At 39.1% G+C, this 24,709-nt stretch carries 22 protein-coding genes and 1 other annotated feature; all 22 genes read left to right on the top strand.

Annotated elements, in window-relative coordinates; genetic code table 11:
• Positions 1-54 precede the first annotated feature (54 nt).
• The 22 genes from AC4PHI_RS04120 (at position 55) to AC4PHI_RS04225 (ending at position 24,704) form a co-directional block, all read left to right on the top strand.
• Entirely contained in the window at positions 55-1,179 is a 1,125-nt protein-coding gene (locus tag AC4PHI_RS04120; RefSeq protein WP_492201048.1) for an ATP-grasp domain-containing protein, read from the top strand.
• Between the two features lie 23 nt (positions 1,180-1,202).
• On the top strand, positions 1,203-1,868 hold the full coding sequence (locus tag AC4PHI_RS04125; protein ID WP_492201049.1) for a GntR family transcriptional regulator: 666 nt from the start codon (positions 1,203-1,205) through the stop codon (positions 1,866-1,868).
• A gap of 26 nt (positions 1,869-1,894) precedes the next feature.
• A complete protein-coding gene (locus AC4PHI_RS04130; protein ID WP_492201050.1) occupies positions 1,895-2,824 on the top strand; it encodes an aldo/keto reductase in 930 nt (309 codons plus the stop codon).
• 106 nt (positions 2,825-2,930) lie between these two features.
• Positions 2,931-3,572 carry a pyroglutamyl-peptidase I gene (gene pcp / locus AC4PHI_RS04135; protein WP_492201051.1) on the top strand — a complete coding sequence of 214 codons (642 nt, stop codon included), beginning with the start codon at positions 2,931-2,933 and terminating at the stop codon, positions 3,570-3,572.
• A 274-nt stretch (positions 3,573-3,846) separates the two neighbouring features.
• Complete coding sequence (locus tag AC4PHI_RS04140) at positions 3,847-4,449, top strand: TetR/AcrR family transcriptional regulator (protein WP_492201052.1); 603 nt, start codon at positions 3,847-3,849, stop codon at positions 4,447-4,449.
• Between the two features lie 116 nt (positions 4,450-4,565).
• The gene (locus tag AC4PHI_RS04145) at positions 4,566-5,051 is read left to right on the top strand and encodes a flavodoxin domain-containing protein (protein ID WP_492201053.1); all 486 of its coding nucleotides are present in this window, start codon (positions 4,566-4,568) and stop codon (positions 5,049-5,051) included.
• 65 nt (positions 5,052-5,116) lie between these two features.
• Entirely contained in the window at positions 5,117-6,112 is a 996-nt protein-coding gene (locus AC4PHI_RS04150; RefSeq protein ID WP_492201054.1) for an aldo/keto reductase, read from the top strand.
• A gap of 718 nt (positions 6,113-6,830) precedes the next feature.
• Positions 6,831-7,943, top strand: coding sequence for a pyruvate dehydrogenase (acetyl-transferring) E1 component subunit alpha (gene pdhA, locus AC4PHI_RS04155; protein WP_492201055.1), 1,113 nt, complete (start codon positions 6,831-6,833; stop codon positions 7,941-7,943).
• Between the two features lie 2 nt (positions 7,944-7,945).
• Complete coding sequence (locus AC4PHI_RS04160; protein ID WP_492201056.1) at positions 7,946-8,923, top strand: alpha-ketoacid dehydrogenase subunit beta; 978 nt, start codon at positions 7,946-7,948, stop codon at positions 8,921-8,923.
• A gap of 34 nt (positions 8,924-8,957) precedes the next feature.
• Entirely contained in the window at positions 8,958-10,571 is a 1,614-nt protein-coding gene (locus AC4PHI_RS04165) for a dihydrolipoyllysine-residue acetyltransferase (RefSeq protein ID WP_492201057.1), read from the top strand.
• A 12-nt stretch (positions 10,572-10,583) separates the two neighbouring features.
• Positions 10,584-11,990, top strand: coding sequence for a dihydrolipoyl dehydrogenase (gene lpdA / locus AC4PHI_RS04170; protein WP_492201058.1), 1,407 nt, complete (start codon positions 10,584-10,586; stop codon positions 11,988-11,990).
• A gap of 465 nt (positions 11,991-12,455) precedes the next feature.
• Positions 12,456-14,501, top strand: coding sequence for a BglG family transcription antiterminator (locus AC4PHI_RS04175; RefSeq protein ID WP_492201059.1), 2,046 nt, complete (start codon positions 12,456-12,458; stop codon positions 14,499-14,501).
• Entirely contained in the window at positions 14,494-14,781 is a 288-nt protein-coding gene (locus AC4PHI_RS04180) for a PTS sugar transporter subunit IIB (RefSeq protein WP_492201060.1), read from the top strand. The genes AC4PHI_RS04175 and AC4PHI_RS04180 overlap by 8 nt, the downstream gene beginning before the upstream one ends.
• 112 nt (positions 14,782-14,893) lie before the next feature.
• Positions 14,894-16,252, top strand: a complete 1,359-nt coding sequence (gene ulaA, locus AC4PHI_RS04185) for a PTS ascorbate transporter subunit IIC (RefSeq protein WP_492201061.1) — start codon at positions 14,894-14,896, stop codon at positions 16,250-16,252.
• A 36-nt stretch (positions 16,253-16,288) separates the two neighbouring features.
• A complete protein-coding gene (locus tag AC4PHI_RS04190; RefSeq protein ID WP_492201062.1) occupies positions 16,289-17,128 on the top strand; it encodes a transketolase in 840 nt (279 codons plus the stop codon).
• The gene (locus AC4PHI_RS04195) at positions 17,128-18,081 is read left to right on the top strand and encodes a transketolase family protein (protein WP_492201063.1); all 954 of its coding nucleotides are present in this window, start codon (positions 17,128-17,130) and stop codon (positions 18,079-18,081) included. Before AC4PHI_RS04190 ends, AC4PHI_RS04195 begins: the two co-directional genes overlap by 1 nt.
• Before the next feature lie 200 nt (positions 18,082-18,281).
• Positions 18,282-18,520: a binding site (T-box leader), on the top strand.
• 46 nt (positions 18,521-18,566) lie between these two features.
• A complete protein-coding gene (locus tag AC4PHI_RS04200; RefSeq protein WP_492201064.1) occupies positions 18,567-19,211 on the top strand; it encodes an amino acid ABC transporter permease in 645 nt (214 codons plus the stop codon).
• A gap of 12 nt (positions 19,212-19,223) precedes the next feature.
• Positions 19,224-19,856, top strand: coding sequence for an amino acid ABC transporter ATP-binding protein (locus AC4PHI_RS04205; protein WP_492201065.1), 633 nt, complete (start codon positions 19,224-19,226; stop codon positions 19,854-19,856).
• An 11-nt stretch (positions 19,857-19,867) separates the two neighbouring features.
• Entirely contained in the window at positions 19,868-20,710 is an 843-nt protein-coding gene (locus AC4PHI_RS04210; protein ID WP_492201066.1) for an amino acid ABC transporter substrate-binding protein, read from the top strand.
• A 424-nt stretch (positions 20,711-21,134) separates the two neighbouring features.
• Positions 21,135-21,524: a DUF1149 family protein gene (locus AC4PHI_RS04215; RefSeq protein ID WP_492201067.1), complete on the top strand. Its 390-nt coding sequence runs from the start codon at positions 21,135-21,137 to the stop codon at positions 21,522-21,524.
• 196 nt (positions 21,525-21,720) lie between these two features.
• Positions 21,721-22,455, top strand: a complete 735-nt coding sequence (locus tag AC4PHI_RS04220) for a metallophosphoesterase (protein WP_492201068.1) — start codon at positions 21,721-21,723, stop codon at positions 22,453-22,455.
• A gap of 62 nt (positions 22,456-22,517) precedes the next feature.
• Positions 22,518-24,704 (top strand): Tex family protein, encoded by a 2,187-nt coding sequence (locus tag AC4PHI_RS04225; protein ID WP_492201069.1) that lies wholly within the window; start codon positions 22,518-22,520, stop codon positions 24,702-24,704.
• Positions 24,705-24,709: the final 5 nt, after the last annotated feature.

Here is a 24,709-nt window from a genome sequence, read left to right on the forward strand (position 1 = left end):
AATGGAAGCAACATTGAACAGGTGTTAAAAAGAGAAGCAGAGTAGGGAGGCAACATGTCGAGTTTGTTTATTCCAGGTCAGGTTTTGGGCATTATTGGCGGTGGACACACTGCAAGAATGTTGTGTCTCTCGGCACAAAAAATCGGTATTGAAGTCGGTGTGATCGACCCAGATGAAAACTGTCCAGCAGGTCAAGTCGCTTCGTGGCAGATTATTGCTGATGTCACAAGTCGCAATGGTTTGAAAAGGCTGGCAGAATTATGTGATGTTGTCACCTATGAAAATGAAGATATTCCTGAAGAACTGTTAGCAGAATTAAATCAAAAAGTAGCAATCCCTCAAGGGCTGCTGACTAATATCTTTGCTCATGACCGCATAAAAGAACGGAGATTTTTGGAAGAGAGCAATGTGAACATTGCACCCTATCAAGAAGTTTATTCTATGCTGGATGTTCACAATGCTTTAGAGCAGATTGGCTATCCTTGTGTGTTAAAAACAGTTCATAATCGCGAAAATCCTGACAACGTTAAAGTAATCAGGCGTTTGGAAGATTTAACTGATTGCATTTCTCTAATCTCAAGCGGTCCTTGTTTGATCGAGTCCATGATTTCTGAAGCCAGAGAGATTTCAGTCATGGTGGCAAGCAATGGAGATGCACCATCTGTTTTCTTCCCGATTGCGGAAAAAATATCTTTGTCGAGCCGCTTACAGGGAATTGTCGGCTCAGTAAATCTGCCGGAAGAAACAGCAGAGGAAATTTATCGCATTGCGGATATTCTTTCTGTGACCCTCCATGTCCGTGGGATATTAAACATTAAAATGTTTGTCAATGATGTGGGGACGATTTACGTAAATTCTATTTCCTCTATTCCCGGAACGGATGGCTATTATACTGAACAGGGATGTTCCTTATCACATTATGATGCTCATATACGCGGGATTTGCGGCTGGCCGATTCCTGAAATAAAACAGACTGAGAAATGGCTGACACTTGAGGTGACAGGTCATGAGTACAGTCGTGCGCTGGGCCAGATTCCTTATCAGCATGACTGGTATTTTCATTTCTTTGGACGTGAAATGACTCATAGAGAAGAACTGATGGGATTCGTGACTATGCCAGTAAGTGAGCTGTCGGACAGTATCGCGGCAGTAATCCAATCTCAGATTTGGAGTGATTAGAACAGTAAGCGAAAGGAATAATTATGGGGAAGAAAAAAGCTGAAACAAGGGTATTGGACTATCTTATAACACAAATAACCATCGGGAAATTAACACCGAAAATGAAACTAAACGAAGTGGACGTGGCCAAACAGCTGGAGGTGAGCCGTTCTCCCGTGCGTGCAGCTTTTAAGAAACTTGAGTCTTTGGGCTATCTCGAGATAGTACCTAATAAGGGTGCCTTCATTAGCGAGAAAAAGTTGACTCAAGAAGAATTTTTAGAACGTTTGCAGGTTTTTGAATTATTGTTCAGCCAATACATGTTTGATGTGGAGAGATGGGAACAAATTTTTTCCCAAGAGAAACTATTGTCCCAAACAGAAAAGCTGACTCAAGCACAAAGCTTAGAAGAGCAAAAGCAGCAGATAAACAATTTGCTGATGGAAATTTTTGCTTTTCAAAAAAATCACTACTATCGGGAACTCATGCTGAGTATAACGGAGGAACTGCTGGCCGTGAATTTTTCTAAAGGCGGGTTTAGGCAAAGTGACCTTGTGTCTCTGTTTATTAATTTTTTAGGCAATATCGTCTCCCAGTTGCTTTTGCGAAAGTACGCACATGGGCGAAAAGAAATCCGCTTATTCGTAAATCGTGTGTCGCTTGAGCTATTAGACAAGCAGGAGATTATTCAGAATAAATACCAATCTTAAGTAGAAGAAAGTGGAGGTTAAAGGCAATGAGATATTTGGAACTTGGCGGAAATGCAGACATGAAAGTTTCTCAAATCGCCATCGGGTGTATGCGTATGTCTAAATTGGAAACGGTTGAAATCAGCCGCTATTTGGAGCATGCAGTGGCACAGGGAATTAACTTTTTTGACCATGCAGATATTTATGGAAAGGGAGAATGTGAAGAAAAATTTGCATCAGGGTTTAAAAACACTTCTATCAAGCGAGAAGATATTTTCTTACAATCAAAGTGCGGCATTCGTCCGGGATTTTTTGATTTTTCAAAGGAACATATTTTGTCCTCTGTAGACGGTATTTTGGATAGGTTGGATACAGACTATTTAGATGTTTTGGCACTGCACCGGCCTGATACGTTGATGGAACCAGAAGAAGTGACAGAAGCTTTTGTTGCGTTGAAAAAAGCTGGAAAAGTCAAACAGTTTGGCGTGAGCAATCAAAACCCTGGACAAATGATGCTATTGAAGAAATATCTTGATCAGGAGAACATTCCTCTGATTGTCAATCAACTGCAACTAAGTATGGCATTTACACCGATGATTGATGCTGGATTTAATGTAAATATGTTGATTGATCCGGCAATTAATCGAGATGGGGGGATTCTTGAATATTGCCGTCTCCATGATGTGACGATTCAAGCTTGGTCACCATTCCAATATGGCTTCTTTGAAGGTGTATTTATAGATAATCCGAAATTTTCAGAATTGAACAAAGTAATGGAGAAAATGGCTGACAAATATGGTGTAACTAAAACAGGTTTGGCAGCGGCTTGGATCAACCGTCACCCGGCAAATATCCAAACGATTATCGGGACTATGACAAATGAGCGTGTGAAAGAAGTGGCGGATGCTTCTGATATTCAAATGAGTCGTGAAGACTGGTATGAATTGTACCGAGCGGCAGGTAATGAACTGCCATAAGAAAGCATGAATGGTCTTAACAAAAAACTATCCATTTTGTATGGATAGTTTTTTATTAGGATTCAAACGTAATCACTGTCCCCATTAGCCTTTAAGGAGGAAAGAAATGAAAATATTAATCACAGGTTTTGATCCCTTCGGAGGAGAAGTAATCAATCCTTCGATTGAAGCAGTTAAAAGACTTCCAAGAACCATTAACGGAGCAGAAATCATTCCATTGGAAATTCCCACAATCGTGAGAAAATCACTTGTTAAAATAGAGGAAGCTATTATTAGGCACGATCCAGATGTGATACTTTCCATCGGGCAGGCTGGGGGACGTCCGGATATCACTATTGAGCGTATCGGCATCAATGTGGATGATTGCATAATTCCGGATAATGAAGGTAATCAGCCGATAGATGAACCTATTTTTGAAGATGGGCCATCAGCTTATTTTGTTAACTTGCCAATCAAAGCTATGGTTGCAAATATTCGAGCTAAGGAAATTCCGGCTTCTATTTCTAATACAGCAGGAACATTTATCTGTAACCATGTGACTTATGGTGTACAGCATTTAATAAAGACTAAATTTTCCGGAAAGCGTTCGGGTTTTATCCATATACCTTTTCTTCCAGAGCAAGTAGTCGACAAAAAAGGTATGCCCAGTATGTCATTGGATGTCATTGTGGAAGGACTTTGCTATGCTGTTGAAGCAATTGTTGTTCATGAAATGGATATCAAAGTAATCGGCGGAGCAATTCAATAGAAAGAAAAATTTCAATTTTGTTTTGGAAAATCGGATGGGAAAGTCAGTGGATTTTTATTTCCATTGTTTAAAAAGATATTATGAGAACGAACCTTTTCATGGGTTTGTTTTTTAAAAAAAATTAAAGAAAAAAGAATCAACCAGACTTAGCTCAATACAATGCATACTAAACAATATAATCAATCTTGATGATATGCCTTGACATAAATTCAAAGCAGTGATACATTAACACTGTTAATATAGTTAACAGTGTTAATGGAGGTGTGAAGTAATCGTGGAAAAAAGGCGTTCACTTGAAAAAGAAAACATGAAAAAGTTGATTTTAGATGCCAGTATAAAAATTATCAATGAGGCTGGCTTTGAAAAATTGTCAATGCGTAAAATCGCAGAGCGGATTGATTATTCTCCTACAACCATCTACATCTATTATGAAAATAAAGCTGAAATCGCCGAAGATATAGGAGCTAAAATTTACGAGAAAATAGTAGCAGACGTCACGAGCACTCTGGATAATAATAAAGATTTGACCATCGACCAGCAGTTAAAATATTCTTTCATGCAATTTATTTCCAGCATGACCAGTAATCCCGAGATGGGAAAAGCGTTTATCAAAACCGGTTCGAATACAATGTTTAAAATGAAGCATGATAATGAAAACGATAAAAATTTATTGCAAAATTTACTCTTAAAAGGCTATTCCGAAGGGGTTATCAGGCAACTTGACAGCCATTCTTCATGGATGATTTTAACAGCTCTTATCGGTTTTGGAATGAATGCCATCGAAAATCAATTATATCTTTTAGAAAATTGGGAAGAATTAATCGAGACATTTGTCGATCTGTTTATGTATGGGTTGGTTAAGGGAAGTGAAAAATAATGAGGAACTAATACGTTGATTAAATCCCAGTGGGTAAAGTGCTATTTACAATGGTGAAAACGAAATAACTTTTCCATGATGTTAAGGATAGTTGAAAATTTTAAAGAAAGAAGAGAATGAAAATGAAAACCCTGATTGTTTATTCCAGCAAATATGGCTTTACGGAAGAGTGCGTCGCGTATCTTGTAAACAAGTTTAAACACGATGTGACAATCACTGATATTAATTCTAATCCCAAAATCGACTATGAGAATTTTGATTGGATTATTATTGGAAGCCCGGTGTACATCGGCAGGATAAATAAAAATATCAGACGTTTTACAGAAGAAAATACCGATAAACTTGCCTCTAAGAATCTCGCCCTGTTTGTTTGCTGTATGACACCCGCTGATTCAGAAAAATATATTCAAGATGGCTTTCCGGGGGAAATTTATGATTCTGCCAAACACAGGACAAATTTTGGCGGAAAACTTCAACCAAATAAATTGAATTTTTTTGAAAGGAAGCTAACAGAGATGGTTTCAAAAAAAGTTGATAAAAAACCGGAAACACTGTATCAAAACATGGATAAACTTGTGGAATTTATCGATTCGTACCATTGATATCTCAACAAATAAATATATAATAAATTGAGATAGTCATCTAGTATTAGATTGAGAGGAAGCAGATGAAATATATTAAATTGGGAAACTCAGATTTAAATGTTTCACGTATTTGTATGGGATGTATGGGATTTGGAGAAGCTGCTAGAGGACAGCATACGTGGACGATTGATGAAGAGCATTCCCGTGAAATCATCAAACGGGGATTGGAGCTGGGCATCAATTTTTTCGATACAGCACTCGCTTATCAAGGCGGCACCAGCGAACAATATTTAGGCAGAGCCATACGTGATTATGCCCAGCGTGACGAAGTGGCAGTGGCTACGAAATTTCTTCCCCGCACACAGAAAGAAATCTCTGCAGGGATTACTGGACAACAACATATTGAGCAGATGATTGATTACAGTCTTGCAAACCTTGGGATGGACTATGTGGACTTATACATCTATCATATGTGGGACTATCACACGCCGCTCTATGAGATTATGGAGGGATTAAATAGTGTAGTAAAAGCAGGGAAAGCTCGTTACATCGGTATTTCCAATTGCTTCGCATGGCAGCTTGCTAAAGCCAATGCACTGGCAGAACGAGAAGGCTTTGCAAAATTTATTTCTGTACAGGGCCATTATAATTTGATTTTCCGAGAAGAAGAACGGGAAATGGTGCCTTACTGCAAAGAAGAAAATATTGCACTGACGCCTTATAGTGCATTAGCTGGCGGTCGGCTCTCAAAGTCTCTCGGAGAAACTTCAAAACGTGCCTCTGAAGACAGTTATGCAAAAATGAAATATAGCAGCATGGAAGAATTTGATTCTGTTATTATCAAACGGGTTGCGGAATTGGCTTTGCAAAAAAAGGTCTCTATGACAGAAATTTCTCTCGCTTGGCTGCTGACCAAGACGGCTTCTCCTGTAGTAGGAGCGACTAAATTGCATCACGTAGAAGGAGCAGTGAAATCGGTCGATTTACTTCTAACTAAAGAAGAAATCGAATATTTAGAGGAAGTTTATGTCCCTCACAAGCTGGTGGGAGTCATGGCTGAAAATAAGGCGCGGCAATAAACATGAACGATATCGTCCGATAAGCAACCTGTGATTAGGAAAATATTTTCTATATGAAATTTCTTTTTGATGTTCATCCGTTTTTTATAAATACACTTGATGTGACTTGTTTCACAATTGTTTTCTGCGGTTAACTTTTAATCCTGGATAAAATATGGAAAAGTAAAAATCAACAAGTGCCCCACACTGTCATGAAATTAAAATATGTTTAAAAGAAAAATGGCGTTTGCGGGAGAGTGTTTAAAAATTTTTAACTAAAAGTCTAGAAAAATCAAACCCAGACAAGTTGAATTTTCAATATTTCCCGAGGACTTAAAAATATCTAAAAAGGCTAAACAGCTGTATTTGACTGTTTAGCCTTTTTATATTTCAAAAATAAAAAGCATCATTATAATTGACTTTTGTTTGTCTGACTGAATTGATTAACGTCTTTCTAAAAAAAGATACTATAACAGTTTTTTAATTGTGTGATAGTGTGAACGAAGAAAATATAGTTGCAAAAATAATTTATTGAAAATAAACACCAACAAGTTTATTGTTTCACAAACCGTAGTTGTTTAGAGCTTGTCAGCAATACCGTGAAAACCGTCCAGCTGAGACTTAATGCTTGCATAAATTATTTCATCGTGATAAATTGAGAATGTGAAAACATAAAAATGATACAGTTTGCTGATCTGTTTTGCGACTTAATGAAAAGAAAAGAGAGGATTGTGTAGCAATGGCAAAGAAAGAGAAAAACACGATTGATTTTGAAGCACAATTAAAGGCAATTAATCAAGAATTTTCCACACTGCAAGTGTTGGATGAAAATGGAAAAGTAACAAATCCTGATTTGATGCCGGATTTATCTGATGAGGAACTTGTCGAACTGATGAGTAAAATGGTATGGGCACGTGTGCTGGATCAGCGCTCTACTGCTCTAAACCGTCAAGGACGTTTAGGTTTCTACGCACCTACGGCAGGACAAGAAGCCAGCCAGTTGGCAAGTCATTTTGCATTATCGAAAGAAGACTATGTTCTACCTGGATACCGTGATGTACCACAATTAATTCAACATGGTTTGCCGTTGAGAGATGCTTTTCTCTGGTCGCGCGGTCATGTTGACGGCAGTAAATATGCCCCAGATTTGAATGCTTTGCCTCCGCAAATTATTATTGGGGCACAGTACGTTCAAGCAGCAGGGGTGGCACTAGGATTGAAAAAACGCGGCAAGCAAGCTTTGGTAGTGACTTATACAGGTGATGGCGGTTCTTCTCAAGGAGACTTCTATGAAGGAATCAACTTTGCCGGAGCTTACAAAGCCAATGCACTATTCTTCATACAAAACAACGGCTATGCAATTTCTACACCTCGCGAGGTTCAGACAGCTGCAGAAACATTGGCTCAAAAAGCCGTGGCAGCTGGTATCCCAGGGATTCAAGTAGACGGGATGGACGCTTTAGCTGTTTATGCTGTGACAAAACAAGCACGTGAGTGGGTACTTGCCGGCAACGGTCCTGTTTTGATAGAAACATTGACATTCCGTTATGGTCCGCACACATTGTCTGGTGATGACCCAACGAGATACCGTACAAAAGATGTGGAAGATTATTGGGAAAAACGTGATCCGTTAAATCGTTTACGGATTTATTTGACTGAAAAAGGATTATGGTCAGAAGAAAAAGAAACAGAAATCATTGAACAGACAAGAGAAGAAATCGCTCAAGCAATCAAAGAAGCAGATGCGGCACCAAAACAAAAAGTATCTGAATTTTTGGCATCAATGTTTGAAGTATCACCTCAAAACATTGCAGAACAAATTGAAATTTACAAAGCAAAGGAGTCGAAGTAAACATGGCACAAAAAACTATGATTCAAGCAATTACTGATGCTTTAGCAATCGAACTTGAAAAAAACGAAGACGTGTTAGTCTTTGGTGAAGATGTCGGGAATAACGGCGGGGTATTCCGTGCGACGGAAGGTTTACAAGAAAAGTTTGGTAAAGACCGTGTTTTTGACACTCCTTTAGCTGAGTCGGGCATCGGCGGATTAGCATTTGGTTTGTCTTTGGAAGGCTACCGTCCCGTACCTGAAATTCAATTCTTTGGTTTTGTTTTTGAAGTTTTTGACGAAATCATTGGTCAGATAGCCCGTACCCGTTATCGTATGGGCGGCACTCGCCAGATGCCGATAACAATTCGTGCGCCTTTTGGTGGCGGTGTTCACACACCAGAAATGCATGCTGATAATCTTGAAGGATTGATTGCTCAGTCTCCTGGGATACGTGTGGTGATCCCAAGCAACCCATACGATGCGAAAGGTCTTTTAATTTCAGCTATCCGCGACAACGACCCGGTGGTATTTTTGGAACATATGAAATTGTACCGTTCCTTCCGTGAAGAAGTACCTGAAGGAGAATACACAGTACCGCTGGATAAAGCTGCGGTAACTAAAGAAGGTACAGATGTGTCTATCATTACCTATGGTGCGATGGTTCGCGAGGCTCTGAAAGCTGCAGATGTTTTAGAAAAAGACGGCATCAATGTTGAAATTATCGATTTGCGTACTGTTGCTCCTTTGGATGTTGAGACGATTATCTCTTCTGTTGAGAAAACAGGCCGTGTGGTTGTGGTTCAAGAAGCCCAGAAACAAGGGGGCGTCGGAGCACAAGTAGTTTCCGAAATTTCTGAACGTTCGATCCTTTCATTAGAAGCCCCTATCGGAAGAGTATCTGCTCCAGACACAATATTCCCATTTGGACAAGCTGAAGGTTCTTGGCTACCAAATGCAAAGGATATTGAAGAAAAAGTTAGAGAAATTTACGAATTCTGATTCATAGTATCCATTAGAAAAGGAGATTAATAGCATGGCTTTTAAATTTAAATTACCAGATATCGGCGAAGGAATTGCCGAAGGAGAAATCGTCAAGTGGTTTGTTAAAGAAGGCGATACAATCAGTGAAGACGATGTGATGCTGGAAGTGCAAAACGATAAATCTGTGGAAGAAATTCCTTCTCCTGTGACAGGGAAAGTCTTAAAAATAGTAACTCCTGAAGGAACAGTAGCAAATGTGGGAGATGTATTGATTGAAATCGATGCACCAGGTCATGAAAGTGACGAGTCTGAGGAATCCCCAGCTGCTGAAACAGCTGCTCCAGCAGCACCAAAAGCAGAAGGACAAGCAGTCTATCAGTTTAAATTACCAGATATCGGCGAAGGAATTGCCGAAGGAGAAATCGTCAAGTGGTTTGCTAAAGAGGGCGATACCATCAATGAAGATGATGTGATGCTAGAAGTGCAAAATGATAAATCTGTGGAAGAAATCCCTTCACCTGTGACAGGTAAAGTGGTGCGCATCGTCGTACCGGAAGGAACAGTGGCAAATGTTGGAGATGTGCTGATCGAAATCGACGCACCGGGCCATAACACTGTTGTGTCATCAGAAGCACCGGCAGCAGAAGTTGCGGAAGCGGCTGTTTCAGCGCCTGAATCAAAATCTGCATCAACTGGTTCAGCTACGGGTACACCTTCTAAACGGGTATTAGCAATGCCTTCTGTCCGTCAATATGCACGTGAAAAAGGTGTAGATATTTCATTGGTGACACCAACTGGAAAAGGCGGACGAATCGTCCGTGAAGATATCGACACATTCTCTCAAGGCGGTCAAGTCGAGTCAGTTCAGCCGACAGCAGTTTCAGCAGAAACTCCTGCACAAGCTCAAGCACCGGCAGTTTCAACACCAGCGGCTGCTTCTCAACCGTTTGTTGGTTTACCTGAACAAGAAACGCGTGAAGCAATGAGTATGACAAGAAAAGCCATCGCCAAAGCAATGGTTAACAGTAAGCATACGGCACCTCATGTCACTTTGCATGATGATGTGGAAGTTTCCCAATTATGGGATCATCGTAAGAAATTCAAAGGTGTTGCGGCTGAACGTGATACTAAACTGACATTCTTGCCATATGTTGTAAAAGCTTTGGTAGCTACAGTGAAGAAATACCCAGTTTTGAATGCTTCAATTGATGATGCAACAAATGAAGTGGTATACAAACATTACTATAACATCGGAATTGCTACCGATACTGAGCATGGTTTGTATGTACCAAATATTAAACAAGCCGACATGAAGAGCATGTTTGATATTGCAGACGAAATCAGTGAAAAAGCAGCTTTGGCTCATGAAGGAAAACTAGGTGCTGCGGATATGCGTAACGGTACTATCACTGTTACTAATATCGGCTCAGTTGGCGGGGCATGGTTTACACCAGTCATTAATTATCCGGAAGTAGCGATTTTAGGGGTAGGTACAATCAAACAGGAACCTATTGTCAATGCGGATGGAGAATTAGCTGTGGGACGTATGATGAAACTGTCACTAAGTTTCGATCACCGTATCGTGGATGGCGCGACTGCTCAGCAAGCCATGAACAATATTAAACGATTGCTGGCAGATCCAGAATTACTATTGATGGAAGGATAAGGTGAAGAATATATGGTAGTAGGAGATTTTGCTCTAGAATTGGATACAGTAGTAATCGGGGCAGGTCCTGGCGGATATGTAGCGGCAATTCGTGCTTCTCAAATGGGGCAAAAAGTTGCTATTATTGAGCGAGAATATATCGGGGGCGTTTGTTTAAACGTGGGATGTATTCCTTCCAAGGCGCTGATTAGTGCAGGTCATAAGTATCAGGATGCACTCAACTCGGATATATTTGGTGTGACAGCAGAGAACGTCAAGCTGGACTTTGCTAAAACACAAGATTGGAAAGACAATACCGTTGTTGCTAAATTGACCGGCGGTGTTAAAGGTCTGCTAAAGAAAAATAAAGTAGAAATTATTGAGGGTGAAGCTTTTTTCAATGACGAACACACATTAAGAGTCATTCACGAAGACGGTGCGCAAACTTATACATTCAACCACGCTATTGTAGCGACTGGAAGCCGTCCGATTGAAATCAAAGGTTTTAAATTCGGCGGGCGTATCATTGATTCAACAGGTGGTTTGAACCTGACTGAAGTACCGAAAAAGCTCGTGATTGTGGGCGGTGGTGTTATCGGTGCTGAGTTAGGAGGCGCCTACGCAAATCTAGGTGCAGAAGTAGTCATTCTTGAAGGTTCCCCGCAAATTTTACCAACATTTGAAAAAGATATGGTTCGTTTGGTTGAAACTTCATTTAAGAAAAAAGGCATCAAAGTAGTCACCAATGCAATGGCCAAAGAAGCAGTTGATAATGGCAATGGTGTGACTGTCACTTATGAAGCAGAAGGCAAAGAAGAAAAAATCGATGCTGATTATGTAATGGTCACAGTAGGTCGTCGTCCGAATACGGATGACCTTGGATTGGAAGTGGCTGGTGTCGAGATGAACGATCGCGGTTATGTCGTTGTCGATGAGCAAGGACGTACTAATATAAAAAGTATTTTTGCTATCGGTGATATTGTTCCCGGCGCTGCGCTTGCGCATAAAGCCAGCTATGAAGCAAAAATTGCGGCTGAAGCTATTTCAGGCAAGGCAGTGGCCGTAGATTATATCGGTATGCCGGCAGTGGCGTTTACTGATCCTGAATTGGCAACAGTGGGCTACACTGAAAAAGAAGCTAAAGAAGCCGGTCTAGATGTAAAAGCAGTGAAGTTTCCATTAGCTGGCAACGGACGTGCTCTATCATTGAATCAGACAGAAGGTTTTGTCCGTCTAGTCACAACTAAAGAAGGCAATGTTCTTGTTGGCGCACAGGTTGCAGGAGTGAGTGCAAGCGATGTGATTGCTGAACTTGGTTTGGCGATTGAGTCAGGTATGAATGCGGAAGATATTGCATTGACTATTCATTCCCATCCATCTTTGGCCGAAGCTGCTATGGACGCATCAGAGTTAGCATTAGGATTGCCGATTCATGCGTAATCATTATTAAAAATAAGTTTTGGAAAAGAGGTGTTTAAATGCACCTCTTTTTTGTGAAGAAATTTAAGCTGATAAGTATTAAAAAGTACTTTGACTTGTACTGTTTTGATTTAAAGATGAAAGAATCCGTAAGCACCCTTTAAACTTGGAAAACACATATATTAAAAATCCCGTGAAATCAATTTTTCGAAAAAGGTTTCACGGGATTTTCTTTATTCCAAGATTTTTTAGATTAGATTCGTTGTAATCTATTATAGGTATTGATTTTTTATTTACGATATCAAGTGATAGAATATTTCTGGAAAGGGGCATTTTACTAAAGAAATAAGGAATAGTTTGTTGGTATATAAGTGTTTAAAGGAGATGAGCACAGTCAATGAAGATTTTACAAAGGTGAATTGGACTCAAAAAGTCTTTTAAAATAAAAATAAGTGCACTATGCTTGAATTAAGGGAGGAAAAATTGATGGACAATCGACTACTTGCTTTGTTGGAAAAAATGATTGAGATGCCAGTATTGTCGTATTGGGAATTGGGGAATATTTTTGAAATGCCTATTCAACAAGTGAAAAAAGATATTCAAATAATTGAAGGGAAACTAAAAGATAAAAAAATTAATAATCTAATTCTGAGTGACAATGGATATGAAATTTTTGGTCAATTTGAGGATTTAAAACAAGTTCTCAATCAAGAGTTAAAACATAGTCAGTTATATTTAACAGAAAAAGAAAGATTATATTTGATATATTTGTACACGTTTTCAAGAACTGAAATATTATCGAATTTTCATTATCAATATTTTCTAAGAGTAAGTAAAAATACAATTATTTCAGATATTAAAAAAGTAAACAAAATAATGATTCAGAATAATGTTGCCATACAATACTCACGTTCGAAAGGGTATTACTTATCTGGAAAAGAAATTGATAAAAGGACAGCTGCACTTTTTTTCGTGTCTGAGCTTCTTAATATGCCTACTGGTTCATGGCAATTAGGTTATTTATTGAAAGATAAATCAGTGAAAATCTCGGAAATAGAAAAAATCATTCTTGAATTAGCCAAAATCAAACAAGTGGATTTAGTTAATGACCGCTTGGAACATATGGTTTATTTTCTAGGGTTACTAATGCTAAGACTTGATAGAGTGAAAGATAAAAGGGTTGATATAAACTTACCTACTGAAATTGAAGATGGAGAAATTTTTAGTCTAGCCTGTCTTTTGCTCAACAGAATTTATCCCCAATCGACCCCTTTTAGTGAAGTTCAGTATTTAACGACTCTATTGCTTGGAATTAGTCAAGGCAAATATCAGAGAGTCAATAGAGTATTTAGAGATTTGACAAATGAAATTATTGATAGGATGGAAACAATTGCTGTTTTAAATTTTACTGATAAAGAGAAATTGTTTAATAATTTATACGCACATTTAGTTCCAGCTTATTACCGCTTAGTTTTTGGAAATACCATTCAAAATGACTTAACGGATTATATTAAATATAATCACTTTGCTTTATTCGAACTAGTAAAAGAAGCTTTGGCACCATTATCAAAATTAGCAGGAGTAACAATACCTGAGGACGAAATTTCTTATTTCACCATTCATTTTGGCGGACAGATAGAAGCACAAAAAGAAACTAAAAGAAATATTAAAGCTTTGATTATTTGTCCGAACGGAATCAGTTCGTCATTGATTTTAAAAACAGAGTTACAAAATTTATTTCCTCAATTTGAATGGTTAGAGAATCATTCAATGTATGAAGCGGATCATTTGAAAAATTTAGAACATGATTTGGTTTTTTCTACAATATATATCGGCACCGATAAGCCGTTATATATTGTAAAACCGATTATGGATAACTTATTTAAACAGTATTTGGTACAAAAAGTTTCAAAAGATTTTCATCTGACTGGGTATCGACATATTGAAATGACAAAAATATTATCAATTATTGATCGTTACGCCACTATCCATGAACGTGACAATTTGGAAGAGGAGTTATTCATTCAATTGCTACCAGAAAAAAAATATGAAGAGGTGGGCTTGCCGGTGTTAAAAGATATTATTACTAAAGATAGAATTCAGATTGAGAAAAATGAAGGGTTGGATTGGAAAAGTGCTATTAGGCTGAGCGGAGCTCCTTTACTTTCTGAAAGGGCCATTGAACCGGAGTATGTAGACGCTATTATTAAGAAGGTAGAAGAATTAGGTGCATTTATTGACTTGGGTTCAGGGATAGCTATTCCTCACGCAAGGCCAGAGGAGGGGGTGAATAAACTTGGTATGTCCATCCTTAAACTAGATCAACCTGTAAATTTGTTAGATGATAAGGCACATGCTATTTCAATATTCATTTTTATTGCAGCAACAGACAATCACACACATTTGAAAGCTTTATCACAACTTACAAAAATTTTAGTGGATCCAGATAAGGTGGAAAAATTAAAATCAGCAACAGAGGTTGAAGAAATTATGACATTAATTTATGAAGGAAGTGTGGCAGAAGATGATTAAGTTTGCAGCAGTTTGTGGGTCAGGGCTAGGATCAAGTTTTATGGTGGAAATGAATATTAAAGCAGTACTGAAAGATTTAGGAGTGTTGTCTCAGGTTGAGGTGTCTCACTATGATCTGGGTTCTACCACTCCTGATTTAGCTGATGTTTGGTTTGTAGCAGCTGACTTGGCTGATGCAGCCGCTCATTTAGGGGATGTTCGTGTTTTAAAAAGTATTATAGATAAGGAAGAGTTAGCAGCGGTAGTGAAACAAGCTTTAAAGGATAAGGAGATTATATAGAGTTTTAGAAATCTCTTGATGCAGTGTGACTAAATGTCAAATTTGTACCGCTGATAATAGTTTCTAAGTTGTCGGTGGTCAAAATAAACTAGGGTAGAAAGGGAGAATAATTATGAATGGGATTTTGGATATAATTGTGGATATTGCCAGTACCCCTGCTTTATTGGTCGCTGTTATTGCAATATTAGGATTAGTCTTGCAGAAGAAACCTTTGCCAGAAGTTGTTAAAGGAGGAGTCAAGACTTTTGTTGGATTTTTGGTTGTTACTGCAGGGGCTGGAGTGATAGAAAGCTCGTTAGCACCTTTTGGAGAAATGTTTCAGGTTGCTTTTAATATGCAAGGAGTCGTACCGAATAACGAGGCAATCGTGGCTGTTGCATTGAATGATTATGGAGCAAATACAGCACTAATAATGCTAACGGGGATGTTATTTAATATTTTAATAGCCCGATTTACTAAATTTAAGTATATCTTTTTAACAGGTCACCATACGCTCTATATGGCATGTATGTTGGCAGTGATTTTGACAGTTGCTGGATTTTCGTCCGCACCATTAATTTTACTTGGAGGTCTGTCTTTAGGAATAATTATGGCGATTTTTCCAGCTATGGTACAGACATTTATGCGCGAGTTGACTGGTAGTGACGATGTAGCCCTTGGACACTTCAGTACAGTGGGATATTGGTTGAGCGGTACAGTAGGGAAATTGTTTGGGAATAAGAAAAAATCAACTGAGGATATCAGTTTTCCTAAGGGACTATCTTTCCTGCGAGACTCAACTGTGAGTATTGCAATAACAATGACTATTATTTATGTTGTGGTGGCAATTTTCACTGGCGGCGAGTATATAATGGAAAATTTAAGTAATGGTACTAATCATATTATTTTTGCAATTCAGCAGGCAGGCTCCTTTGCAGCGGGAGTGTTTGTTATTTTAGCAGGTGTAAGATTAATTTTGGCAGAGATTATCCCAGCTTTTAGAGGTATTTCTGAAAAACTTGTTCCAAATGCAAAACCAGCATTGGACTGTCCTATTATTTACCCGTATGCACCAAATGCCGTTCTAATCGGTTTCTTCTCTAGTTTCGCAGGCGGAATTGTCAGCATGATTATTATGATTTTGACAGGTGGTGTGATTATCTTGCCGGGAGTCGTTCCTCATTTCTTCTGTGGTGCAACTGCTGGAGTTATCGGAAATGCTTCAGGTGGCTTGAAAGGTTCCATCTTTGGTTCATTTTTACAGGGAATATTGATCAGTTTTCTACCTGTGTTTTTATTGCCCGTTTTAGGTGATTTAGGGTTTGCTGGGTCGACATTCTCAGATGCAGATTTTGGGGTTTCTGGTTTGTACTTAGGAAGCTTGGCTAATTCATTTGGAAAAATGGGTGTTATTGTAGGTATAGGAGCGATTTTATTTATTATGATAGGACTTACTATTTTTGGCAAGAAATCCAAAACACCTGTTGAGTAATTCCCAAGGATTATATTAAGTTGAGAGGAAGAGAAAATGACTGAAAAAGATTTAACTATTTTTTCTAAGAAGATTCGTTATTACTTATTAAAAGAATTAGACTATATGGGATTTGGACACTATGGTGGAAGCTTGTCGATAGTTGAAACATTGGCAGTACTGTACGGAAAGCATCTAAATGCTTCACCCGAAAGGCAGAATGATAAAAACCGGGATTACTTTGTTCTTTCAAAAGGACACGGGGGACCAGCATTATACGCTACTTTGTTTTTGAAAGGATATTTTTCAGAAGATTGGCTCTACACTTTGAACGCTAATGGAACAAAACTACCTTCTCATCCAGATCGACTTTTGACACCAGGGGTAGATATGACTACTGGCTCTCTTGGACAAGGTATTTCTTCCGCTACAGGTATTGCAATGGGAAACAAGTTAGCAAACAGAAAAAATTATACTTATTGTATAGTGGGAGATGGTGAATTGAATGAAGGCCAATGTTGGGAAGCTATTCAATTTGCCGCACATCAGGGATTGAATAGATTTGTCTTATTCATTGACGATAATAAGAAGCAGTTAGATGGTTACACAAAAGATATTTGTAAACCTTATGATTTTGTTGATAAATTGAGAGCCTTTGGTTTTGATGCTGTACGGGTGGATGGCTCGTCTGTAAGTGAAATTGATCATGCAGTCTCAATAGCCAAAATCACTAAAAATCGACCAAGTGCTATTATATTGGACACTGTGAAAGGACAAGGTGTTCCTTATATTGAGCAAATGATGGATAATCATCATTTAAGACCAAGCGAAGAAGATACTCGCGCGATAAAAAAAGCGATAGAAAAGCTTGCCTATGAATTGGAGGTCGAGAATTAATGAAATTAAACATTTTAGACTCGCAGGAGATGCGGGCGGTCTATGCCGAGACATTAGTTGAGCTTGCTGAGAAAGATGATTCAGTTGTTGCGATTGAGGCAGACTTATCAAGTGCTATTTCCACTTCTAAAATCAAGGAGCAATTGGGTGACCGTTATCTTAATATTGGTATTATGGAAGCACAAGAAATGGGAGTTGCTTCTGGACTTGCCGTAGCCGGCTTCAAACCTTTTATTCATACATTTGGCCCATTTGCAAGTCGCCGCGCGTTTGATCAAGTATTTTTATCTTTGAATTACGCTAAAACTAGAGCAGTTCTTTTGGGATCAGATGCTGGAGTTACAGCTGAAGCAAATGGAGGCACGCATATGCCATTTGAAGACACGGCGTTAATGAGAACCATTCCACATGCTTATGTTTATGAAGTGAGCGATGCTAAACTGCTGAAACATGTTTTGCTTTTGGAATACATGAAAGACAGATTTTGTTATATTCGAACAATTCGAAAACAAGCTTTTCAAATTCATTCGGAAAATACTGATTTTTCAGAAGGAGCTGTGGTCGTAAGAGAAGGAAAAGATGCAGCAATTTTAGCGTCAGGGATTATGGTGCACGAAGCTTTATTGGCAGCAGAAAGTTTGGCTAAGGAAGGAATTGAGACTAGAGTAGTTGATGTATTCCGAATCAAACCAATTAATGAGGAGGTAGTATTAGAGTCGGCAGAGACAGGTGCTATCATAACGGCTGAAAATCATAATGTAATTGGTGGATTAGGTAGTGCAGTTGCAGAAATTTTAGCTGAGAATAAGCCAACGTTACAGTATCGAATCGGTGTTAGAGAACAATTTGGGCAAGTTGGAAAAGTTCCTTACTTAAAAGAAGCTTACAAATTAACTAAAGATGAAATCATTTTGAAAACTAAATTATTAGTTGAACGAAAAAAGGATATATAAAATTTAATGAGCAGTTTTCTGAATTGATTCAAGAGCTATGAAAAAAAATTAAAATCGTATGGGAAATCGCATTGAAAGCAGATTTTACATACGATTTTATTTATCAAATAATGTAAACTGTAACAAAATTTTTGAAACAAAATATAATTAACAGTTGACGAATCCTTATATCTATGATAAATTGATTAAAATCACATTAGAAAAAAGCGGTGAATAGGACAAGTAGTTCAGGCTAATCTTTCAAAGAGAACTTCCGGTGCTGGAAAGGAAGTAAAGGTCCCTGATTGAACACACCTCCGAGTTGTTTTTCTGAATGAATCTTTTGTTTAGTAAGAAAAATCGGTTTGCCCGTTAAAGCAATCAGTTGTAAACTGTTTGAGGTTTTTATTGTGAAATAAAAACAAACAGAGGTGGCACCACGTAAATTTGCGTCCTCTTGGCTTTTATTAGCCAAGAGGGCTTTTAATTTTTTAGGGGGAGAAAAAATGGATATAGCAATAAAAGTATTACCGGCTTTGATAGAAGGAATCAAAACGACATTGCAAGTGTTCGCGTTGACGTTGGTTTGCTCTTTGCCGTTAGGATTGTTGGTCGGGTTGGCGGCAGTCAGCCGCTTCAAGCCTTTGACGATTATCATCAACACCTTTATTTGGGTTATTCGGGGGACACCTTTGCTCCTTCAAATGATTTTTGTCTTTTTCGGATTTCCATTGATTGGTCTAACGATTCAGGATCGTCTGCTGGCTGTGCTGTTCGCATTTATTATTAATTATTCAGCGTATTTCGCCGAAATTTTCCGCGGGGGAATTCAAGCAATCGCAAAAGGGCAATATGAGGCGGCTAAAGTTTTGGGCTTGTCAAAAATCCAAACAGTTAGAAAAATTATTATCCCTCAAGTGATTAAAATTGTTTATCCATCAGTGGGTAATGAAGTGATTACACTGATTAAAGACACTTCACTTGTTTACGCCTTAGGCTTGAGTGAAGTGATGAAGGTGGGGCGGATTGCCATGCAGCGTGAAGCCAGCATCATTCCATTGATTGATGTGGGCATTATTTATTTAATTTTGACCGGTATTGTGACACTGCTTTTAAAACTCGGGGAAAAGAAACTGAGCTACTACAAATAGGGAGGGAAAGAAATGTTTGAGGTTAAAAATATTACAAAATCCTTTCAACAGAAAAAAGTTCTGGATAACTTTTCTTTCAAAGTCAATAAAGGAGAAATTGTTTGTTTAGTTGGGCCTTCTGGCGGAGGGAAAACAACTTTATTGAGATGTATCAGCGGGTTGGAAGAGATGGACGCTGGTGAAATTTGGTTGGAGAATCAGCTGATTGATCCAATCAACCAACACAGCGGCAGTCAGATAGGAGTGGTCTTTCAGGATTTCAACTTATTCCCTCATCTGTCCGTGATGGAAAATTTGACTTTGGCTCCCGTTTTGGTTTCGAAAGAGAATAAAGAGGAGGCACAGGGGAAAGCAGAAGAGATATTAGAAAAACTGGATTTGATTGAACGCAAAGATCATTACCCTTATCAACTTTCAGGAGGACAAAAGCAACGAGTTGCGATTGCCCGGGCGTTGCTGATGAGACCGAAAGTGCTTTGCTATGATGAGCCTACTAGTGCCCTTGATCCAAGTTTAAGAGACAGTGTAGCACAAAATATTTTAAGTTTGAAAGATGAAGGTATCGTGCAAATCGTGGTGACCCATGACCATGATTTTGCAAAAAAAATTGCTAATCAATTAATCGAAGTTGCTTCAATTAGATAGGAGGAAATAGGATGAAGAAAAAAAGTATTGTTTGGAATTTATTGTTAGGGGCTGCGTTGCTGTTAGCCGTAGGATGCGGCAGCTCAGAAAAAAAAGAAGGCGGCGGAAAAGAAAAGTTAGCTGACTGGGCGAAAATCGAGGCGGCAGGAAAAATCGTTGTAGGAGTGGATGACACATTCGTTCCTATGGGATTCAGAGATGAAAACAATGAGTTGGTAGGCTTTGACATTGACTTGGCCAGTGCAGTAGGAGAAAAGCTGGGTATCGAAGTGGAATTTCAGCCAATCGACTGGTCAATGAAAGAATCTGAATTGGATAATGGAACGATTGATGCGATATGGAATGGCTATACGGTAACTGAAGAGCGTAAGAAAAAGGTCGCCTTCAGCAGCTATTATTTAATCAACGAGCAAGATATCGTGTCGATGAAAAAGGATAATGTGCAAAGTTTTTCAGAAATGAAAGACAAAGTGCTGGGAGCGCAAGAAGGTTCGAGTGGTGCAGAATCTATCGAAAACTTCCCGGAGCTGCTTAAAGATATCATCAAAGATCAAGAGCCGATTTTATATCCGACGTTTACAGAAGCTTTCCTAGATTTGGAAGCAGGCAGGATTCAAGGACTGGTTATTGATAAGGTCTTTGCAGAATATTATATCGCTCACCAAGAAAACAGTGAGGATTATGTAGTTGCCCCAAGTGAATTTGAGCAAGAAAATTTTGCGGTCGGTTTGAGAAAAGGCGATAAGGAAACGTTGGAAAAAATCAACGAAGCCTTAAAGGAGCTTTACGATGACGGTACATCCAAAGAAATCAGTGAAAAATGGTTTGGAGAAGATCGCATTTTACCACAGTAGCTGCTTAGCGTTGGAATATACTGAAAATTGCAGCATAATTTAAAGTTGAAAAGTTTGGAGGGGTCTCATGATTGCCCGTCCAAACTTTTTTAATTTGGGCTATCAAAAATTTAAAACAGAAAAATAGTTAAGCAAGTGATGAGTTTAGACGCATTTGAAGCCTTTGTGTTACAATAAAAAGTGTAATGATAACTGTGGAAAATAGGCTTACAGAGAAAAAACACTCAGGAAATCTAATGCAAATGATGAAAAAACAATAGGTATTTTTAGGGTTGTTAAAGCAACAAAGGAAGAAACAATTCTTTGAGATTAAAAAATAAAGCGAAAAAAAGTAAACATCATCATGATGTTCTTTGAGTGATTTTCGTAAGTATTGCGGTGAAACTTTGTATTGGAAAAATAAAATTACTTATAGGAGGCATGTATGGAAATTGTGCGACAACCAGAGCTTGTAGAAGCTTTTCACTACGACATGAATCAAAATAAGAAAGAGGAAAATGATATCAGGGTGGAAGTCAATCCCATTGATATGTCAGGACAACCGGACTTTCCTGCAGATAAAGGCACTGTGCTGGGAGTACGTGTAATCTTTAAAATAGTTTTTCCGGAATTTATTCTGACGGGTGCACTTAGACAATTAGTGACCGTTACCGACCGGGAAATCAAGAGCAATACTGATTTGAACCAAAAAGAAGTCAATGAGTTAGTCCGCCCGCTGTTTTCCATAATAGAAAGGCTGACTTATGAAGTCACTGAAATAGCGTTGGACCGACCGGGTTTGACATTGAATTTTGAGAGCGGACCAAACGAATAGCACAGGCTGTCAACGATTGTTCTTTAGCAGTTGCGACCGGGATGAGCAGGGGGCATTCCGCAGGTGGATATTGACTGACGGATTCAGCAAACGTGTAAGAGAATCAAATCTTGTTGGAAATATTTCAGGAATAAACTTTCTTAGGATGATGTTTTTGGAAGAATGTTTTGTTTGAATAACAGAAAGGATGAGTCCGATGAAGTCTTATGTCTATGCCATCGGGGATATACACGGGGAAGAAAAAATATTCCGTGAGCTACTGACTTATTTCGATCCAAAAATCCATCAGCTTGTGTTGATGGGAGATTTAATAGACCGTGGCTTTGACGGGAAGCAATGCTTGCTACTTGGCAAAGAATTAGCAGAAAAATATGATGCTGTTTATTTAATGGGCAATCATGAAGATTTATTTTTGAGTTTTTTGAGCGATCCGGAAGGTTATTTTTTTAATTATTTGATGAATGGCGGAAGATATACGATTGATTCTCTATTGCACGAGGGGGCTACTAAAGAATACTCTGCAACAGAAATCAGCATGATGATTCGTTCAAGATATAAAGATTTGGTCAAGTTTCTGAAAGAATTGCCCCTTTATTATGAATGGCATGACTACGTCTTTGTCCACGCAGGAGTTAATTTAGAATTGAAAAATTGGCGTCATACATCAAAGAGAGATTTTGTCTGGATTCGCGACCCTTTTCATACAGGGAAAAATAATACAGGGAAAACGATTGTCTTTGGTCATACTCCAGTTCAAAATCTGTTTGTGGACAATACGGTGACAAAAATTTGGCAGCAGGACCATAAGATCGGGATAGATGGTGGCGGAGTTTACGGTGGCTCTATTCACGGAGTTGTTTTTTCTGACAAAGGTATGGTTCAAGATATAGAAATCCAAAACAATGACGGCGGCTGGCGGCCTGATTTTTAAACAGGGAAAAGTTATGATAGGATAATATCAGTGTTTCAAATTTAGAAAAAGGGGTACCAGACATGTCAGAAGAGAAAGAACAGCAAGTCATTGAATTATTGATAACCGAGTTAACAGACTATCGGCCGAGTCAAATAAAAAAAGTGCTGGATTTATTGGGAGAGGGGAACACGGTTCCGTTTATTGCCCGTTACCGGAAAGAGATGACGGACAGTTTAGATGAGGTGGCAATTCGTCAAATTGAAGAAAGACACCTCTATTTGACCAATTTGATTAAACGCCGTGACGAAATCATCCGTTTAATCGAAGAACAGGGGAAGCTGACACCTGAGTTGAAGAAAGATATTCTTCGAACAGCGACAATGCAGGGGCTTGAAGACATTTACCGGCCTTATAAACAAAAACGCCGGACTAAAGCCACGATTGCTAAGGAAAAAGGATTGGAACCTTTAGCACAGTGGTTATTTTCATTGCCGGAAACCAGCGATGTGATTGAAGAAGCAAAACGATATATCAATGAGGAAAAGGAAGTTCTAACTGCCGAAGAGGCTCTGGACGGGGCTCATGAAATCATGGCTGAGATTATCGGCGATGAACCGAAATATCGGCAGTGGGTCCGCCGGTTTACTTATCAAAATGGGGAAATTATCAGCACAGAAAAAAATGCTCAGGAAGATGAAAAAAAGATTTTTGAAATGTACTATGATTTTCAGGAAAAAATCAGCACAGTCGTTTCCCATCGGATTCTGGCGATGAATCGCGGCGAGAAAGCTGGTATTTTGAAAGTCGAGCTGGCAGTTCCAGAAGAAAAAGTGATGGACTATTTTGATAACCAGCTTATCGGAAAACGCAGCGGAAGTTTGACTGCTGTTTATGTACGCAAGGCTTATCAAGACAGCTATAAGAGGTTTATCAAGCCGGCTATAGAACGGGAAATCCGCGGGGAACTGACGGAGAAGGCGGATGAACAGGCAATCGCTATTTTTGGTGAAAACTTGCGGAACTTGCTGTTGCAGCCTCCATTGAAAGATAAAGTTGTCATGGGCTTCGACCCGGCTTACCGGACGGGGTGCAAGCTGGCAATCGTTGATGGAACGGGAAAAGTTTTGGCAATCGAAGTGATTTATCCCCACAAACCAGCGAATCAGGCAAATCGTGCGGCCGCCGCTGCACGATTCAAAGAACTGGTTACTGAGTATCAAGTGGAAACAGTGGCCATAGGCAACGGCACTGCCAGTCGTGAATCGGAAGTATTCGTTGCTGAAAATTTACGGGAGATCAATCGTCCTGTTTATTATCTGATTGTCAATGAAGCCGGGGCTTCAGTTTATTCTGCCAGTGATGCTGCCCGGGAGGAATTTCCAGACTTGCAAGTAGAAGAAAGAAGTGCTGTCAGCATTGCCCGCCGTTTGCAGGACCCGCTGGCAGAATTAGTAAAAATTGATCCTAAAGCAGTGGGAGTTGGGCAATATCAGCATGATGTGGCTCAGAAACGTTTGGCAGAACAATTGGACTTTGTTGTAGAAACAGCAGTCAACCAAGTAGGTGTCAATGTAAATACTGCAAGTCCTCAACTGCTGCAGCATGTGTCAGGTTTAAATAAAACCACGGCACAAAATATTGTAGCCTATCGCGAAGAAAATGGTGCCTTTGCTGCCCGCAATCAATTTAAGAAAGTTCCTCGTCTGGGACCGAAAGCTTACGAACAGGCTGTCGGATTTATGCGGATTGCCAACGGTAAAAATATTTTCGATAATACCGGTATTCATCCTGAAAGTTATGATACAGCTCAAAAAGTTTTGGACGAAGCAGGTCTTTCCTTAGGAGATTTAGGGACTGCTGAAGGCAAAACACAGCTGGAAAGATTGTCTTTGCCTTTACTGGCAGAAAAATTGTCTGTAGGTTTGGCAACCTTGGAAGACATCGTGGCAGCTTTGAAACAGCCGGGGCGGGATATGCGGGAAGAGATGCCTGCTCCTCTGTTAAGGAAAGATGTTTTGTCGCTGGAAGATTTAAAACCCGGCATGAAGTTAGAGGGGACCGTTCGTAATGTGGTGGACTTTGGAGCGTTTATTGACGTTGGTGTGAAACATGACGGCTTGGTCCATATTTCCAAAATGAGCCGGCGTTTTGTCAAGCATCCAACGGATATTGTTGCCGTCGGTGATGTGGTGACCGTTTGGATCGAAGAAGTGGATTTAAACAAACAACGGATCGCGTTAAGTTTAGTTTCACCTGAAGAGGTTTAGAATAA

The organism is Vagococcus sp. QWL-13, assembly GCF_058683555.1.

Coding starts and splice junctions, on each gene's coding strand:
- AC4PHI_RS04205 (WP_492201065.1), top strand. CDS start 19,224: ATGTTTGAGGTTAAAAATATTACAAAATCCTTTCAACAGAAAAAAGTT.
- AC4PHI_RS04215 (WP_492201067.1), top strand. CDS start 21,135: ATGGAAATTGTGCGACAACCAGAGCTTGTAGAAGCTTTTCACTACGAC.
- AC4PHI_RS04175 (WP_492201059.1), top strand. CDS start 12,456: ATGGACAATCGACTACTTGCTTTGTTGGAAAAAATGATTGAGATGCCA.
- AC4PHI_RS04160 (WP_492201056.1), top strand. CDS start 7,946: ATGGCACAAAAAACTATGATTCAAGCAATTACTGATGCTTTAGCAATC.
- pcp (WP_492201051.1), top strand. CDS start 2,931: ATGAAAATATTAATCACAGGTTTTGATCCCTTCGGAGGAGAAGTAATC.
- AC4PHI_RS04195 (WP_492201063.1), top strand. CDS start 17,128: ATGAAATTAAACATTTTAGACTCGCAGGAGATGCGGGCGGTCTATGCC.
- pdhA (WP_492201055.1), top strand. CDS start 6,831: ATGGCAAAGAAAGAGAAAAACACGATTGATTTTGAAGCACAATTAAAG.
- AC4PHI_RS04225 (WP_492201069.1), top strand. CDS start 22,518: ATGTCAGAAGAGAAAGAACAGCAAGTCATTGAATTATTGATAACCGAG.
- AC4PHI_RS04190 (WP_492201062.1), top strand. CDS start 16,289: ATGACTGAAAAAGATTTAACTATTTTTTCTAAGAAGATTCGTTATTAC.
- AC4PHI_RS04130 (WP_492201050.1), top strand. CDS start 1,895: ATGAGATATTTGGAACTTGGCGGAAATGCAGACATGAAAGTTTCTCAA.
- AC4PHI_RS04220 (WP_492201068.1), top strand. CDS start 21,721: ATGAAGTCTTATGTCTATGCCATCGGGGATATACACGGGGAAGAAAAA.
- AC4PHI_RS04145 (WP_492201053.1), top strand. CDS start 4,566: ATGAAAATGAAAACCCTGATTGTTTATTCCAGCAAATATGGCTTTACG.
- AC4PHI_RS04210 (WP_492201066.1), top strand. CDS start 19,868: ATGAAGAAAAAAAGTATTGTTTGGAATTTATTGTTAGGGGCTGCGTTG.
- AC4PHI_RS04120 (WP_492201048.1), top strand. CDS start 55: ATGTCGAGTTTGTTTATTCCAGGTCAGGTTTTGGGCATTATTGGCGGT.
- ulaA (WP_492201061.1), top strand. CDS start 14,894: ATGAATGGGATTTTGGATATAATTGTGGATATTGCCAGTACCCCTGCT.
- AC4PHI_RS04165 (WP_492201057.1), top strand. CDS start 8,958: ATGGCTTTTAAATTTAAATTACCAGATATCGGCGAAGGAATTGCCGAA.
- AC4PHI_RS04180 (WP_492201060.1), top strand. CDS start 14,494: ATGATTAAGTTTGCAGCAGTTTGTGGGTCAGGGCTAGGATCAAGTTTT.
- AC4PHI_RS04200 (WP_492201064.1), top strand. CDS start 18,567: ATGGATATAGCAATAAAAGTATTACCGGCTTTGATAGAAGGAATCAAA.
- AC4PHI_RS04125 (WP_492201049.1), top strand. CDS start 1,203: ATGGGGAAGAAAAAAGCTGAAACAAGGGTATTGGACTATCTTATAACA.
- lpdA (WP_492201058.1), top strand. CDS start 10,584: ATGGTAGTAGGAGATTTTGCTCTAGAATTGGATACAGTAGTAATCGGG.
- AC4PHI_RS04150 (WP_492201054.1), top strand. CDS start 5,117: ATGAAATATATTAAATTGGGAAACTCAGATTTAAATGTTTCACGTATT.